Raw genomic sequence first — 14,657 nt, forward strand, 5'->3', positions numbered from 1 at the left:
CCCAGCTCTTTTTATAGATGTTAGCGAACTAACAAACTAGATCAGCTCAGAGCAAAGTCCGAAGCCTTCAGATCCGTCACACCAACAAAGGTGATCTTGGAGCCGTCGCTCAGAGCAATGGTCGTGTTGCCACCAGCCACAGTTGCTGCGTTCAGAACGTTCTGCAGACCATTGTTGTTCTGCAGGCCGTACTGATACAGAGCCATGAGGTTGCCAGCTGCGCTGCCAAAGTCGGTAACCGTGTAGTCACCACCGGCAGTGCCGTTGTTCAGAGCAAACAGGTTGGAACTGCCCGAGCCACCCGTGAAGGTTGCGTTACCCGTGCCGCCAACCAGCGTGTCTGCACCCGTACCACCAACAACGGTCGTGTTACCGCCGTTGGAAGCGAAGGCCTGAAGAACACCGTGGGAAGAAGCGGCAGAGATCGTTTCATCACCGCCCGTACCCACGAACAGGCTGTAACCTGACGTGCCGTCGAACTGAGCATTCAGGCCAGACGCACCGAACATCGTTGCGTTGCCAGCCGTAATGGTCGTGTTGCCCGTACCATTCAGGAAGGACAGCGAACCGTCGACGCTGATGGTGTTACCCGTACCACGGATCTGCTGAAGATCGCCTGCAGCAGAAATGGTATCGTTAAGACCACCGGAAACCGTAGCGCTTGCACCAGTCGTGAAGTACGTGCTGGAGCTACCACCCGTGATAAAGCTGTTGTTACCAACAGTCACGCTGTTGGAGCCAGTCGTGTCGTAAACCGTTGCATTTGCATGCAGGTTAACAACCGAGCTGCCGCCAAGAAGGGTAACGGTGTCGGTGCCGTTGGAACCGTCAATCGTGTCCTGACCTTCAGAGCGAACAACGTTCGTACCACTGCCGAGATAGATCAGGTTGTTACCCGTTCCACCGTCAATGGTCGTGTTGCCATTCGTTCCGAGGATCGTGTCGTTTCCGGAACCCGTAGCAATGTTCCAGCTACCCGTCTTGCCCGTTCCGAGGAACACGTTGTTACCAACGCCACCCACGAACGAACCGTTCTGGTTGCCAGCAATAACAGTTGCACCATCCCATGCGCCCGTCAGCAGGCTGACAGACGATGCTGTGTCCTTGCTCAGATCAATGGAAACGGAACCACTGAGCGTGTCTTGGGCAGCATAGCTGCCAGCGGCGATGTACTGTACGTCACCGTTAATGCTGTAGCTGCCACTCTGGGTGATAACACCCTGAGAAACACCTGCAGAAAATGAGCTGTTGCTTCCTGGAACCAGATCATAACTCGTCAGACCGCTCACACCTGAGACAGCAGACGAATATTGACTGGCCAGAGCCTGGGCCTGTGCACCATCGACCGTGACCGCAAGGGTCTGGCCGGAGGCGCCAACCACGGTAGTGATTGCCATTACCATGCACTCCTAAACAAAGGTTGCCTCGCACTGGCGGCCCTCAGACCACCCAAATGATCGAGCGACGAGTCTTGCATATATCAAAGCCTATTCCCAAAAAGCAATCAGGATTCCGCTTTGGCATCCGTAAGAATGTCCCGCGTTCATTTAGATAACATACAGACCCGCAGACAGTGCTTGTATCTCGTTCCGTCGCCGAAGCCACAGAATGAGCTGGGGCTGGAATGCCCCTGAGCACAAGATTGCATTTTAGCAAAGGTTGCAACGACTACGTGAAATTTACGGCGCACATTCATTATAAAAAACTCAATACTTTGCAAAAAAACAGAGTATTATGGAGCACGTTAAATATTTTGTTTCACAGTATCCCTCGTGCAATTCTTTTCGAATCCTTAAGCTGTATCCCGTGACTGATCATTCGCCCTGCATTTCCCCCGCTCGCCAAGACCAAGCTCTGGCCGAACTGGCCCTTTTCCTTTCAACTCACTCGAAAGGAACAGAAAAAAATGCTCCAACGCTCGCTTGTGAAGAGCAAGCCATACGCGTTCTGTGTTGGTTGGCGTCACTGCTTAAAAAAAACAAACAGTCAAACAGGCCTCTTATCCTACTGTCTCCCCGCTTGGACCAACAGATAGGAATACAGCTGGAAGATATTCAAAAAAATTTCATTCCAGACTTGAGAAACATATTTTCTACTGGCACGGAAACTGATGGAATTTTACTGGTCTGCCAAAGTTCTCAAGACATCCCATCAAGTCAAATTCCCGTTACAACGCTTGTCATCGGGCAGAACCGGAATACTTCGGGCGACTTCATATCCCTTTCAGACTGCCTGAACATTCGAAGCTCCGCGCTCGACACGGCATTATCGTTCCTGAGTGAAACATCCGAAGAAGCACTGAATTTTCGTCAGAAAATACGTCAAATTCTAGCACATGACCTGGAAGGACGCCGCGCCAAAAGCGCCCTGATCACAACGACCAAAGCCCTTCATACTGCAGAGACCTCCACACACGCTCTCCGGATCGAAACACGACTTCTTACAGAAAATATTTCTGAACAAAGATCTGCCCTTCAATCCCTGTCCAAGAAAAATCACCATTTTCAATCTGAAAATATTCTTATTTGTGAAAAATTAGCCAACAGTCAGAAGCAACTTGAAAAGGCTGAATTTCAACTTGAGCTCGCTTCTCTCAAACAGGCGCAGATTGAGCGGTCGTATGCAGCAGCCCAGCAAGACGCTGCTACCTTCAATACCAAGCTGGCTTCAAGCCAAGCAGCACTGGAAGCACTCAAAGAATTTCTCCATCACCCAGCACCGGTTTGGCGCAGGCTGACAAGAGCGCTGCGCACGCCTTTCATTCCTTATGTGCCAACACTTCCCGAAACATTCACGCTCAGGGACCTTCCTGCCTACCCTACGGAGGCAATCCCAGCCGTCACGCCAGACCCTGCAGAAATAATTTCCGTGGACCCTGCCTCTTCTCCTGAAGAAGACAACCCAGCCTTCCCCGGAATACGCCGCATTCTGTTTATCGCCGGGGAAACAAGTATCCCGGGCACGACCTATCGCTGTTACCGCAACGCAGAAGCCAGTCGCCACGCCGGATTCGACGCACGCGTTCAGGACTGCGCTGCCGTCAGTTATGACGATATCTGTTGGGCAGATGTCATGGTATTATGGCGCGTAGAGTATAGTGGCCATGTCAGTACCATGCTTGATCTGGCGCATCAGGAAGGCGTCAAGACCATCTTTGACGCCGACGATATTGTTTTTGTTCCCCGATACGCCCGGATAGACCTGATTGACGGTATCCGTTCAATCGGTACAACCGAAGAAAGAACCGAGCACTTCTTTACTGACATCCGCCGGACCTTGCTGCGCTGCGATCAAGGATTTGCAACAACCCCCGAACTGGCTCACGCCATGCACGAACTGCAGCCCGTCGTGCATTTACTTCCCAACACCTATGACAGGCTTACCCATCGCCGTTCTCGCCTGCACCCCCGCATGCGTGAGGAACTGCACCTTTCTGCTGCCGGAGATCAACTGATCCGGATCGGATACGCAACAGGCACCAGAACCCACCAACGTGACTTCGCCGTCGCCTCTCCCTCCCTCGCGCATGTTTTGAAAATGCGGCCGGATGTGCGGTTGGTTCTGTTCCGGGATCCGGAGGGACAATCCAGCCTCCTGGCATTAGAGGAATTTCCAGAATTCCAGGAACTGGCACATCAGATCGAATGGCGTGATACTGTTCCCTTATCAGACCTCCCAAATGAATTTGGACGGCTCGATATTTCCATTGCTCCCCTGGAGGTTGGGAACGTCTTCTGTGAGGCAAAAAGCGAAATTAAATTCCTGGAAGCCTCTCTCGCAGAAAGTGCATCCATCGTTTCTCCAACCGGCCCGTTCAAGCGGCTCGTTCGTCACGCAGAAACCGGCTTTTTGGCCAGCACACCCGACGAATGGACCGCCGCTCTCCTGACTCTGATTGATAACCCTGACTTACGACGACGCATGGCGCGAGCCGCATATCATGATGTGCTTTGGCCATTCAGCCCAGAAGCCCAGACACGACGCATAAAGCTCGCTTTTTCTTCTCTACAGGATGACGAAGAAGCCGCCGAAACAAGCGAGCTTCTTCTCGCGCGCGAACGTCAGGAACGTCGCCTTCTTCCCGTAATTCCCGAAAGTGAAACACTTTTCCATCATGATGCATTTGGTGAGGCGGACGTCACCGTTGTTATCACGTCCTATAACTACTCAGATTATATCCTGGATGCTCTCAATTCTGTTTCCGCGCAGAGCCTCTCTCAACTTGATCTGATTGTTGTCGATGACGGCTCAACAGATGGCTCTGTGGACCTGGTACGTCTTTGGATGGAGCGCAACACAACTCGCTTCAACCGACTGATCCTGAAGCGCTCTGTTCACAACGCCGGCCTGGGAGGCGCAAGAAACATCGGAATGGATGCTGCAGAAACAGACTGTGTCATGCAGCTTGATGCAGACAACCTCCTGCGCCCCGATGCCTGTGAAACACTTCATGCCTCCATGACATTCGGGATTGCCTACGCCTATCCCATCATTCAGTGCTTCAATGAAAACGGCCCTATTCCGCTTGCCCCTCAGGAAACCTTAGGCAGCACCCATTCATTCGCCGTTTTGGGAGACCTTCCTTTCCATCCGCTGGCCCTTGTCTCAGGAAACCGCGTGGATGCCATGGCCATGGTAGCGAAATGGGCTTGGGCCGCTGCAGGCGGATACTATGTTTCACGTGAAGCAATGGGATGGGAAGACTTCGACCTGTGGTGCACCTTGGCCGAACTCGGCCTGCCGGGGCGTCAGGTTCCAGCAATTCTGGCTGATTACCGACAACACGGCCATTCCATGACCAACATGTCCACGGAACGGGCCGCTCACAAAGCGCGCGTCGTCGAATATGTGAAAGCGCGTCACCCCTGGATCAATCTGACAGCCGAAGCCCCAGTGCAACGTCTGTAAACGCTTATCCACGAAAACAATAAAAAAACCCCGGACAGATAATCTGCCCGGGGTTTTTCCATAATTGAGAAGCCAGAGAAAACTCTAGCCGCACAACCTCAGAACGGAGCGTCGATATCAACGACGTCAATCAGCTTATGATTGACGAATTCCTTGATGCCCAGACCGATCAGTTCACGCCCATAGCCAGAACGGGCCACGCCACCGAACGGCAGATCAGCCTTCACCATCGTCGGATGGTTCACATAGACCATGCCCGTGTAGATCTTCTCGGCAACCTTCACGCCGCGAGCCGTATCCTTCGTGAAGACGGAGCCACCCAGACCAAATGGGGAGTCATTGGCAACACGGATCGCCTCAGCCTCATCCTTCACACGATAAAGCTGCGTGACCGGACCGAAGAATTCCCAGTGACGGGCTTCGTTATCACCATGCAGGTTCGTCATCAGAAGCGGCTGGAAGAATGCACCCTTCTCTGGAACCGGTGCACCGATCACTTCAACAACAGCGCCATGCTTCTTGGCTTCTTCAACCTGAGCCTTCAGATCGTCAGCAGCCTTCTGCGAAGACAGCGGAGCCAGCGTCGTGGACGGATCCATCGGATCGCCGGCCTTCAGCTTGGCAACCTCAGCCTTGTAGATCTCAAGGAACTGGTCGTAGATCGAATCCACAACGATCAGACGCTTGGACGACACGCAAACCTGACCAGCATTCCAGTGACGACCAAATGCCGCCCACTTCGCAGCCTTCTCAACGTCAGCATCTTCCAGAACCACAAAAGCATCGGCACCACCGAGTTCCATGGTGGCCTTCTTAAGGGCCTGACCTGCCGTGCTGGCAACAATGGCACCAGCCCCTTCGGAACCCGTCAGAGCAACACCACAAACGCGTGGGTCGTTCAGGATGACCGCCGTATGATGACGAGCCGCATAAAGGTTCTTGAACGCACCCTTCGGCAAGCCGGCTTCGATCATCAGGTCGTCGAAGATCGCCGCACACTGCGGGACGTTCGAAGCATGCTTCAGCAGAACCGTGTTACCAGCAGAAAGCTGCGGCGCAATGATGCGGGCGATCTGATAATATGGGAAGTTCCACGGCTCAATCGCAAAGACGATACCCTGCGGCTGATGGATCAGGATGGCTTCGCCTTCCTTCGGATCAGCAACCGGAAGCTTCTCCGGTTTCAGAAGCTCTTCAGCATTCTTGGCATAATATTCGAAGATTTCAGCGGAGAGGATCGTCTCCAGCTTGGCCTCTTCATAGAGCTTGCCCATTTCAAGGGTCAGAAGCTTGGCATACTTGTCGATATCGCGACGCAGGATGGCACCAGCAGCGCTCATGACCTTGGCGCGCTCCGCGAAAGACACATCACGCCAGCTTTTGAAGGCCTCATACGCGTCGGTAATCGCCTGCTGAACTTCCTGATCGGTTGCTTCCGGGAAAGTCTTCAGCGTCTCACCCGTATAAGGGTTGGTCGTAGCGTAAGCCATGACGGACAAATCTCCGTTAGATAAAATGGTACTTCAACATATTGGCATGAAAGCCACGGTACGGAACCCCCAACCCCCGAAAAGTTTGAAAGTTCACATAGCCGTGTTCTGTTTCAGCTCTTTTAGCCAGGATCGTGCGTTACCATCCGATGGAGCCCGCCAGTCCCCCCGCGGCGAAAGCGAGCCACCAGCAACGATTTTCGGGCCGTTCGGCATGGCTGAACGCTTGAACTGACTGGTGCCATAAAACCGACGGATAAACACTTCCAGCCAGTGACAGATCTCCTTCAGATCATAGGAAATCCGCCGATCTTCAGGGTAATGCGCAGGCCAGGAGCCAATTGTAACATCACCCCACGCCTTTTCGGCCAGAAAGGCGATACGTGACGGACGGAAACCGTATCTCAGAACATAAAAGAGCGTAAAATCCTGAAGGGCATACGGGCCAATCATCTGCTCCGTGCTCTGAATGCCCTGCCCCGTATCGGGCACCAGTTCCGGCGAGATTTCGGCACTGACGATCTTCTCCAGAACCTCAGCCGTGCCACTCCCCAACGCCCCTTCCCGCGCCAGCCACCGGATAACATGCTGAATCAGCGTCTTCGGCATCCCGGCATTGACGTTGTAGTGGGACATCTGATCCCCCACACCGTAGGTACACCAGCCCAGCGCCAACTCAGACAGATCTCCCGTACCAATCACAATCCCATTCCGATGGTTGGCCAACCTGAACAGAAAATCGGTTCGTAATCCTGCCTGAACATTCTCAAAGGTAATATCATGAACGGGTTTACCCTCTGCATACGGATGGCCAATACCCGCGAGCATGGTCTCCGCAGCCGGTCGGATGTCCAGCTCATGGGCCTCTACGCCCAGCGCATCCATCAAAGCATGAGCCAGCCCACGACTTTCACTGCCTGTTGCAAAACCGGGCATCGTATACGCCAGCACATGGGTTCGAGGCCAACCCAGCTCATCGGCGGCCCTGGCAGCGACCAGAAGGGCCAGCGTACTATCCAAACCACCCGAAACACCGATAACAGCCCGTTGCGCGCCACTGGCTTTCAGACGCTGACGCAGCGCACTGACCTGAATGGTCCAGGCCTCATAACAATCACGGGCCAGCGTCTTCGTATCAGAAGGCACAAACGGAAAACGAGGAACGTCCCGCTTCAGTCCAAGATCCTCAACCGGCGCTCCCAGTTCGAAACCAATTGTGCGGATGCTCTCACATCCCACCCCGAACTGCCCGGTCCGCAAACGCTCCTGCCGCAACAGATCCAGATCAACATCAGCAACAACCAACCGCTCGCCCTGAGGAAAACGGTCTGACTGCGCCATAAGGCGCCCATTCTCATGGATGGAGACCTGCCCGTCCCAAGCAAGATCCGTCGTGGATTCCCCTTCGCCAGCAGCCGCATAAGCATAAGCCGTCAACGTCCGCATGGACTGCGCCTGACACAGGAGCGATCGATCATCCGTCCGCCCGATCGTCACCGGAGACGCAGATGGATTCAGAATGATGCTCGCACCCGCCTGCGCCAGCCGACCACTCGGCGGATTGGCCACCCACAGATCCTCACAGATCTCAACACCCAGTGTCAGCCCAGCCTGATCTTCTGCTGCAAACAGAAGATCAGCCCCGAACGGCACTTCCGTCCCATCAATCCGGATATTGCCCGTCGTCCCCAACCCGGATGTAAACTGGCGCGGTTCATAGAACTCCCGATACCGGGGCAAATAGGATTTTGGAACCACACCAAGAATACGCCCACGATGCAACACAACTGCACAGTTATAGAGCAAATCCCCCCGACACAGCGGAACCCCAACAACAGCCACGCTCATAAGAGATACCGTCTGCTCCGCCAGCCAGATCAGGGCGGCCTGCGCCTCCTCCAGCACCACATCCTGAAAGCGGAGATCATCAAGCGTGTACCCGGTCAGTCCAAGTTCCGGAAAAACAACAGCAGCGACCCGTTGCTGGTCACAGGCCTTCAGAACGCCCAGAATCCGCTCGGCATTGACCCGTGCTTCGGCCAGAGAAACAGGCAGCGTACAGGCCGCAATCCGCGCAAAGCCCTGATGATAGAGAGAGCGGAATCTGGTCATGATGATCCTCTCGGAACAGAAAAACCCGATCGCCGGGTTTCGTATTTTATTGCCTGTATCACGAAAGAGCCGTTGCGAAATTGAACCGGAGCGGTCCTGTGCCGTTCTGCGTTCCTCATCCCCGTTCTTCCAGATGGCAGAACATCATGACACAGGAGACACTACCCATGGACCTGCTTCGCTGGACGATTGTCTTCCTCATCCTTGCCCTGTGTGCAGCCGTTCTCGGCTTTGGGGGGATTTCGGCAGATTTCGCCTATATCGGCAAGATCCTGTTCTTCATCTTCCTCGTCCTACTGATCATCAGCCTGATCTTCGGCCGTGGACGGACAAGACTCTAAGGAGCTCAGTCTCGGGACCGAAGCAGTCGCACGGTCCCGAGACTACCCAACAGAAAAACACCGATCGCATACAGCCCACCCAGTTCCGTCATGGAAACAGGAAGCCCGAACAGATAATCGGGTGAGTCACAGGGCTTGTTTGGACGAGCTGGCATACTGGCCATCCAGTCCTTGAAACTTCCCCCATGAAAAACCGGCGCACGGCATTCGGGAGCCGGGCTTGGCCAAAACTTGTGCTCTACTCCGGCATGTAGAACTGCCAGACCGATACTGACAGCTACACACACTAACCCGGCCAAAACCGGGTAGCGCGCATAACGTCGCGGCACTGCTAACGTCAGAACCCCAATCGCAATCAAAACGCGCCAAGGGCGGCGTTCCCAAAGACAAAGCTCACAGGGCGCAAGCAAAAGCTTGTGCTCTGCGAACCATGCGGTCCCCAGAGCAGCCAGACCAGCCAGAACAAACAACCCTCCCAAAATCCTGGTCATATCGGGCTGTTTTGTTCCAGTCAGCGTCATGGTCGGGAAGCCTCCAGGCTATCAAGAAACTGTTTGGCCCAGCTTCCCGCCGTATTGCGGGACACTTCGCCATAGAGTGCGGACCATGCCTTATGACGGGTCTCCACGTCCATGGTCAGTGCCGCATGAAGCGCATCCGCCATCCCTTCAGCATCCAGCGGATTCACCTGCAACGCCTCCGGCATCTCAGGCGCAGCCCCCGCAAAACGTGACAGCACAAGAACCCCGGGGTCCTTGGAATCCTGCGCCGCCACAAATTCCTTGGCGACCAGATTCATGCCATCACGCAGCGGCGTGATGTACCCGACATCCGAAACCCGATAGAGCCCCGCCAGAACATTCCGGGAAATTGGCCACGTCGTATAGCGGATCGGTACCCAGTCCGGTGTCCCGTACGCGCCATTAATTGTTCCGACGAGACCGTCCAGCTCTTCCTTGAGCAGCCGATAACTTTCGACCCCCGTGCGTGAGACCGGCGTAATCTGAAGGAACGTGACCTTCCCCCGATACTCCGGATAGTTCTTCAGAAGCATCTCATAGCCGCGCATCCGCTCCGGCAGCCCCTTGGAATAATCCAGACGGTCCACGCCAATGATCAGACGCTTGCCAACCAGACTGTCGACAATCTGCTCGACGTCCTCCGCGGCGGCACTCTCGATAGCCTGCTGCCTGAACCGGATCGGATCAATACCAATCGGCACAGCTTCCACATCCGCTTCCAAACCGTAGGCATCAAAGCAACCCCGAAGATTCTGAGCGTCCTCGGGTGTCTGAACACCAATCCGGTCACATCCGGCCAATCCTTCAAGCAACCGCTTCAGCTGTGGGAGAAGACGCGCCACGCTCCATGGCGGGAACGGAATATGCAGGAAAAAACCAATCCGCCCTGTCACTCCACGATCTCTCAGCATCCGCCCTAGCGGAAAGAGATGATAATCGTGAATCCAGATCGTATCGTCCTCTTTCAACAGAGGGACGAGACGGTCAGCGAATACGGCATTAGCCTCGTAATACGCCTCACAGTCCTCACGCGTATAGCGGATGAGCTGCGTCCGATAATGACAGAGCGGCCAGAGAACTCCGTTTGAGAAGTTCAGATAAAACCGGTCATACTGCCGCGGCGTCATGTCGAATGTGGCGTAAGTCACATTCCCTACACGCTCCTCCGTGACAGGATGCTCAAGCGCATCCTCGCGCTGCTCTCCGGACCAGCCAAACCACAGGCTGTCACGTGTCTGAACGGCATCATACAGCCCGACGGTCAGACCACCAGCAGGCTGTGTCCGCTCTCCGGGCGCTGGTGTACGATTGGAAACAACAATCAGGCGCCCCATCCATGTCCCTCCGACAAATCATGCAGCCATCGGCGGAATGTGGCTGCATCAGGAAAATCATCAGGAATGAGCCAGCCATCTCCCCCCATCTGGCGGGCAGCCCTCACTCCATCCATGTCAGTAACGTCATCACCAACAAAGAGTGGCAGCCGACCCCGAAAAGGATTTTCAGCCATCAGTTCGCGGACCGCTCCGCCCTTATCCACCCCCAGCGGGCGCAACTCGATGGCCATATGCGCATCCTGAAGCCGAAAACCATTCGGCTCAGCCACCCAATCCCCAACCAGAGACCGAAAAGCCGGTTCCGCGTCCTGATTCTGCCGATAATGCAGGACCATACCCGCTCTTTTGCGCTCAACACTGGCACCTGGATACCGCGCCACAATCTCTTCCGCACCGCTCAGCCAATCAGCGGGAACAGCAGGCAGAACCCGATGATCAACGTCGTGCACCGGTGACTTGCGCACGGCTACACCGTGCTCACCGGCAACAGCGTGCGGAACTCCCGGAAGAAAATGATCGATCTGGGCAATTGGGCGCCCTGTCACAATCGCCAAAGCCCCACCCAGAAGATCCTTAAGCCGAAGCAGATCCTCTTTCAGACCGGAGGGAACCGTGACGCTCTCCGGCGTCGGAGCAATATCGACAAGCGTTCCGTCAAAATCCAGCAGCAAGGCTGCTCTGGAGGGCGGAAAAGGAACCTGGATCATGAGTCAGTTATCTCTTTCCAGTGTCAGGATTATCCCTGCTCCGCCCGTCTCCCTTTACTCGAGACCGGGATCAGCCTCAGGAGGGGGCAACGGTTGCCCGGAAGGCGGAGCCTGCGGCGCAGACGGCACAAGAGACTGTGCCCCGCCGCTCGGAGGTGCGAGAGGAATGGGAGCATGAGTATCCGGAGCCAATGGCACCGGACCACCCTCAGACGAGGGCGCGGAATGAGACTGATCGTCCCCTCCCTCTTCCTCTGGTGCATTTGTGTCATTCAGTTGCGGCGTTTTTGTGGCTGGGAGCGGACCAGCATCCGGCGCAACCTTGTCCCCGGCACAAGACACAACACGCACATCATACAGGGGGCTGCCATAAGTCGCGACAGAGGGCTCATTCTGCAGCATCCACCCATCGAACGGCGCGCGCGCCGAATCTCTCGTATCACGAAGATGGAGAAGAGCACCTGCATCCGCAGGCAAGGACTCAGGCCGGCTGACACAGGCTTCAACAGCCACGGAAAGCGTACCGTAATTCGCCGTGCCCCCAACCGGAACAGTCAACGTCTCAATATGCGCATCCAGACGATCCAGCACGCGAATGATCGCCTGGGTACGCCCCTGCCAGAGATTGGCGGGATACATTGCGGGAGGCGCAACTCCGACTGCCGCCTGCGCAAAAGAAGGCGCACTTAGAGCCAGAAGAACCACGCCAAGGGAAAAAGAACGCTTAGCCATAATCACTCTTTTCCTTTGGCCGTCGGATCCGTCAGATCTGCCAGCATCGCTGCAAAGGAACGACGCATGGCCTCCGGCGAAACCCCCATCAGAATCCCATCCTCAAACGCATCCTGAAGAGCCTGCCGCAATTCGGCATCGTTTTCCCTCAGAACACGCACCTTCTCAACACAGGCCACCGGCTGCCCTTGGTGATCCAGCCAAGGGAAATTACCCGATGTCACGGCTCGTCCGACAGGCTGCCAGCAGGCTTTTGAGTTTGGGCACCCTGGGTCTTCTGGGCCTTCTGAAGCGTATCTGTCACGGAGAAGATGAACTTGCTCAGAAGCTGCTCCAGACTGATGGACCCCTGCGTCTCTGTCAGAGCACCACCAGCCTTGACCGTCGCATCCGCTCCACCAGGAGACAGAGCAATATATTTGCCCCCCAGCAGGCTGTCAGACGTGACGATCGCAGCAGAATCCGTCGGCAGTTTCACGTCCGGAGACAATGTAAACGTCACCTTCGCCTGAAAGGTCTTCGGATCGACGACTTCCGACGTCACATGCCCGACCGTAATACCGGCAAGACGCACATCCGAGCCCACATTCAGACCATCAATCTGGCTGAAAGACGCATGGACCTGATAGCCACCATCATTGCTCTGATGATGCCCCAGCATGGCCAGAACAAGCATTCCGGCCAGAAAAACCAGCACCAGCAGTCCGGCAAGCAGTTCCAGCCGGTCCTGACGAGCGGCGGGACGCGCTGTTCCCATGGCTGCGCTCATGACGTCACCTTCGAAAAAATCATTTTCCTGCACTAGCGGACTCCGTGGCGTCCGTCCAACCCTCCCTTGAGAAACAGAGATTATCCCCCTCTGAAAATGTTATCCCCCATATCCCCATGTTCCCACCCATTAACGGGACAAAAAGACCTGTTTTCCGGCTTCCGGGCGCCGGATACGAAGCGTAGATTCGCAGCATGACAGCCCGTCTTCATTGGACCGGCGTTCGGATGAGAACGCTTCGGGTCACGACCGATCCGGACGACAGCGCCACGCGCTCCGTCACCCTTCCGGCTGCCTGGGAGGATGATGCCGCCCAGGCTCTGGCCCAGATCACACAGAACGGTGGCCCCCTTCGCCTCTCGACGGAAGCTGCACACTGGGTCGACATGATCGATGCGTGTCCGCCACTTCCAGGTACGCCAGCCAACACCCCGGCACCGGGGCGAAGCCTGTCATGTCTGCTGCTCATGAGGCAGCTCGCTCCCAATATCGCGCTTTGGGAATGCCATCCGGACGAAACACCTGGCTTTATTATTCGCCTGTCCGGCTTTGTTCAGGATGACGGCTTCGCACCAGAGCACTTTGTCGCCTGCCTGAAGCTGGCCTGTGATTCTCTGCGTCGTCTGCATGCTGCAACCCGCATTGAGCGCACCGGCGAACTTCCACTGTTCGACCTGCCCGTTGACCCCTCGGATGAACCCGCCGGTCTCATTCTGCTTACGGATCTGGATGCCTGCCTTGCATCCATGGGTCTGGACTATGACAGCGACGAAGGACGCAATGCCGCCAAGGCCATTGCAGCGCTCGCAACAAGCATAGCCCGCGCAGGCACAGATCTGTCGCTGCCCCCAATTCCTGCATGCCCCGCACTTCCCGACCTTCGCGGTCTGGCCGCTCAGGCATGCGCTTCTCTGGAAGGGCGACGTCTCTCTCCCATTGAAACAGGCTTTTCTGCGCCCGGGCCCATAGATGCCCTCCTTGGTGTAGAATCCTGCGGACTGGCTCCTGTTTTTTCCCCATTACGGGAAGATGGGCACCTTCGCCCCTCGACGCTTGCCCGCCTCGCCCATCGCGGCCTGACCCCCGAATCTGCTCTCGCCATGGCGCTTGCAGGTGAAACGCCTTTGCCGCCTACGCGCCCCGAGGCACACACCGCAATGCACCGTGCGCTGGAACGCTCCGTTGACTTCCTGCCGGAACTTCCAGAACCAGAGCTAGCGAATCTCAGGGCAAAGCTAGAGCGTGGCGTCCGTCGTCCCCTTCCTATGCGGCAGACCGGCTTCACGCAGAGAACGGCCGTCGGTGGACACAACCTGTTCATGCGCACAAGTGAATTTGAAGACGGCACACTGGGCGAAATCAGCATCATTCCAACGCGCGAAAGTCCGATGGCGCGTGGCCTGATGGATTGCCTGGGGCAGGCCGTCAGCATTGGGCTGCAGTTTGGCGCGCCACTGGAAGTTTTTGTGGAGCGATTCGCCTACACCCGCTTCGGCCCCGCCGGAACGGTCGAGGGCGATCCAGGCACCGCATATGCGTCGTCGATGCTGGATTACGCGTTCCGCACGCTGTCCGAAGCCTATCTCGGGCAGCACATGCCAGACGCTCCCCAGATCGAACCCAGCTCGGAAGATCCATCTCCCATGCTGCCGTTCGATCACTCTTCTGGCGACACCCCACGCGGTCGGCGCCTCAGACTGGTCAGTTGATGAAGAAATGGCGTCTACAGACCTCCGTGTG

General features: G+C 55.9%; 12 protein-coding genes. 3 read left to right on the forward strand and 9 right to left on the reverse strand.

The genetic code is table 11. The features are described 5' to 3' along the window. Positions 1-41 precede the first annotated feature (41 nt). On the reverse strand, positions 42-1,397 hold the full coding sequence (locus GFR01_RS05600; RefSeq protein WP_099181658.1) for a beta strand repeat-containing protein: 1,356 nt from the start codon (positions 1,395-1,397) through the stop codon (positions 42-44). 1,471 nt (positions 1,398-2,868) lie between these two features. Between GFR01_RS05600 and GFR01_RS05605 the strand changes: the two genes are divergently transcribed. After that, complete coding sequence (locus GFR01_RS05605; protein ID WP_244902184.1) at positions 2,869-4,908, forward strand: glycosyltransferase; 2,040 nt, start codon at positions 2,869-2,871, stop codon at positions 4,906-4,908. A gap of 98 nt (positions 4,909-5,006) precedes the next feature. On the opposite strand, the gene GFR01_RS05610 is transcribed toward GFR01_RS05605, so the two are convergent. Together GFR01_RS05610 and GFR01_RS05615 are read right to left on the reverse strand one after the other, a co-directional pair. Beyond that, the gene (locus GFR01_RS05610) at positions 5,007-6,398 is read right to left on the reverse strand and encodes an NAD-dependent succinate-semialdehyde dehydrogenase (RefSeq protein WP_063904887.1); all 1,392 of its coding nucleotides are present in this window, start codon (positions 6,396-6,398) and stop codon (positions 5,007-5,009) included. Positions 6,399-6,491: 93 nt separating this feature from the next. Then, positions 6,492-8,510, reverse strand: a complete 2,019-nt coding sequence (locus GFR01_RS05615) for an NAD(+) synthase (protein ID WP_099181659.1) — start codon at positions 8,508-8,510, stop codon at positions 6,492-6,494. A 167-nt stretch (positions 8,511-8,677) separates the two neighbouring features. Here GFR01_RS05615 and GFR01_RS05620 point away from each other — a divergent pair, with 167 nt between their 5' ends. Continuing rightward, entirely contained in the window at positions 8,678-8,851 is a 174-nt protein-coding gene (locus tag GFR01_RS05620) for a DUF1328 domain-containing protein (RefSeq protein WP_082872746.1), read from the forward strand. A gap of 5 nt (positions 8,852-8,856) precedes the next feature. On the opposite strand, the gene GFR01_RS05625 is transcribed toward GFR01_RS05620, so the two are convergent. From GFR01_RS05625 to mlaD, 6 genes are read right to left on the reverse strand one after another with little or no spacing between them, the layout of a single operon-like run. Then, positions 8,857-9,372, reverse strand: a complete 516-nt coding sequence (locus tag GFR01_RS05625) for a disulfide bond formation protein B (RefSeq protein ID WP_099181660.1) — start codon at positions 9,370-9,372, stop codon at positions 8,857-8,859. Continuing rightward, the gene (locus tag GFR01_RS05630; protein ID WP_063904879.1) at positions 9,369-10,706 is read right to left on the reverse strand and encodes an alpha,alpha-trehalose-phosphate synthase (UDP-forming); all 1,338 of its coding nucleotides are present in this window, start codon (positions 10,704-10,706) and stop codon (positions 9,369-9,371) included. Before GFR01_RS05630 ends, GFR01_RS05625 begins: the two co-directional genes overlap by 4 nt. Further along, positions 10,694-11,416, reverse strand: coding sequence for a trehalose-phosphatase (gene otsB / locus GFR01_RS05635; protein ID WP_063904877.1), 723 nt, complete (start codon positions 11,414-11,416; stop codon positions 10,694-10,696). Before otsB ends, GFR01_RS05630 begins: the two co-directional genes overlap by 13 nt. 54 nt (positions 11,417-11,470) lie before the next feature. After that, entirely contained in the window at positions 11,471-12,148 is a 678-nt protein-coding gene (locus GFR01_RS05640) for a DUF2155 domain-containing protein (RefSeq protein ID WP_099181661.1), read from the reverse strand. Positions 12,149-12,150: 2 nt separating this feature from the next. Beyond that, complete coding sequence (locus GFR01_RS05645; RefSeq protein ID WP_099181662.1) at positions 12,151-12,372, reverse strand: ubiquitin family protein; 222 nt, start codon at positions 12,370-12,372, stop codon at positions 12,151-12,153. Further along, positions 12,369-12,950, reverse strand: coding sequence for an outer membrane lipid asymmetry maintenance protein MlaD (mlaD, locus tag GFR01_RS05650; protein ID WP_010504508.1), 582 nt, complete (start codon positions 12,948-12,950; stop codon positions 12,369-12,371). Before mlaD ends, GFR01_RS05645 begins: the two co-directional genes overlap by 4 nt. 161 nt (positions 12,951-13,111) lie before the next feature. Between mlaD and GFR01_RS05655 the strand changes: the two genes are divergently transcribed. Further along, on the forward strand, positions 13,112-14,626 hold the full coding sequence (locus GFR01_RS05655; RefSeq protein WP_099181663.1) for a TSCPD domain-containing protein: 1,515 nt from the start codon (positions 13,112-13,114) through the stop codon (positions 14,624-14,626). Positions 14,627-14,657 lie beyond the last annotated feature (31 nt).

Source organism: Gluconobacter frateurii, from assembly GCF_002723955.1.
GTDB classification, from domain to species: Bacteria; Pseudomonadota; Alphaproteobacteria; order Acetobacterales; family Acetobacteraceae; genus Gluconobacter; species Gluconobacter frateurii.

Coding starts and splice junctions, on each gene's coding strand:
- GFR01_RS05610 (WP_063904887.1), bottom strand. CDS start 6,398: ATGGCTTACGCTACGACCAACCCTTATACGGGTGAGACGCTGAAGACT.
- otsB (WP_063904877.1), bottom strand. CDS start 11,416: ATGATCCAGGTTCCTTTTCCGCCCTCCAGAGCAGCCTTGCTGCTGGAT.
- GFR01_RS05625 (WP_099181660.1), bottom strand. CDS start 9,372: ATGACGCTGACTGGAACAAAACAGCCCGATATGACCAGGATTTTGGGA.
- GFR01_RS05640 (WP_099181661.1), bottom strand. CDS start 12,148: ATGGCTAAGCGTTCTTTTTCCCTTGGCGTGGTTCTTCTGGCTCTAAGT.
- GFR01_RS05620 (WP_082872746.1), top strand. CDS start 8,678: ATGGACCTGCTTCGCTGGACGATTGTCTTCCTCATCCTTGCCCTGTGT.
- GFR01_RS05630 (WP_063904879.1), bottom strand. CDS start 10,706: ATGGGGCGCCTGATTGTTGTTTCCAATCGTACACCAGCGCCCGGAGAG.
- GFR01_RS05615 (WP_099181659.1), bottom strand. CDS start 8,510: ATGACCAGATTCCGCTCTCTCTATCATCAGGGCTTTGCGCGGATTGCG.
- GFR01_RS05600 (WP_099181658.1), bottom strand. CDS start 1,397: ATGGCAATCACTACCGTGGTTGGCGCCTCCGGCCAGACCCTTGCGGTC.
- GFR01_RS05655 (WP_099181663.1), top strand. CDS start 13,112: ATGACAGCCCGTCTTCATTGGACCGGCGTTCGGATGAGAACGCTTCGG.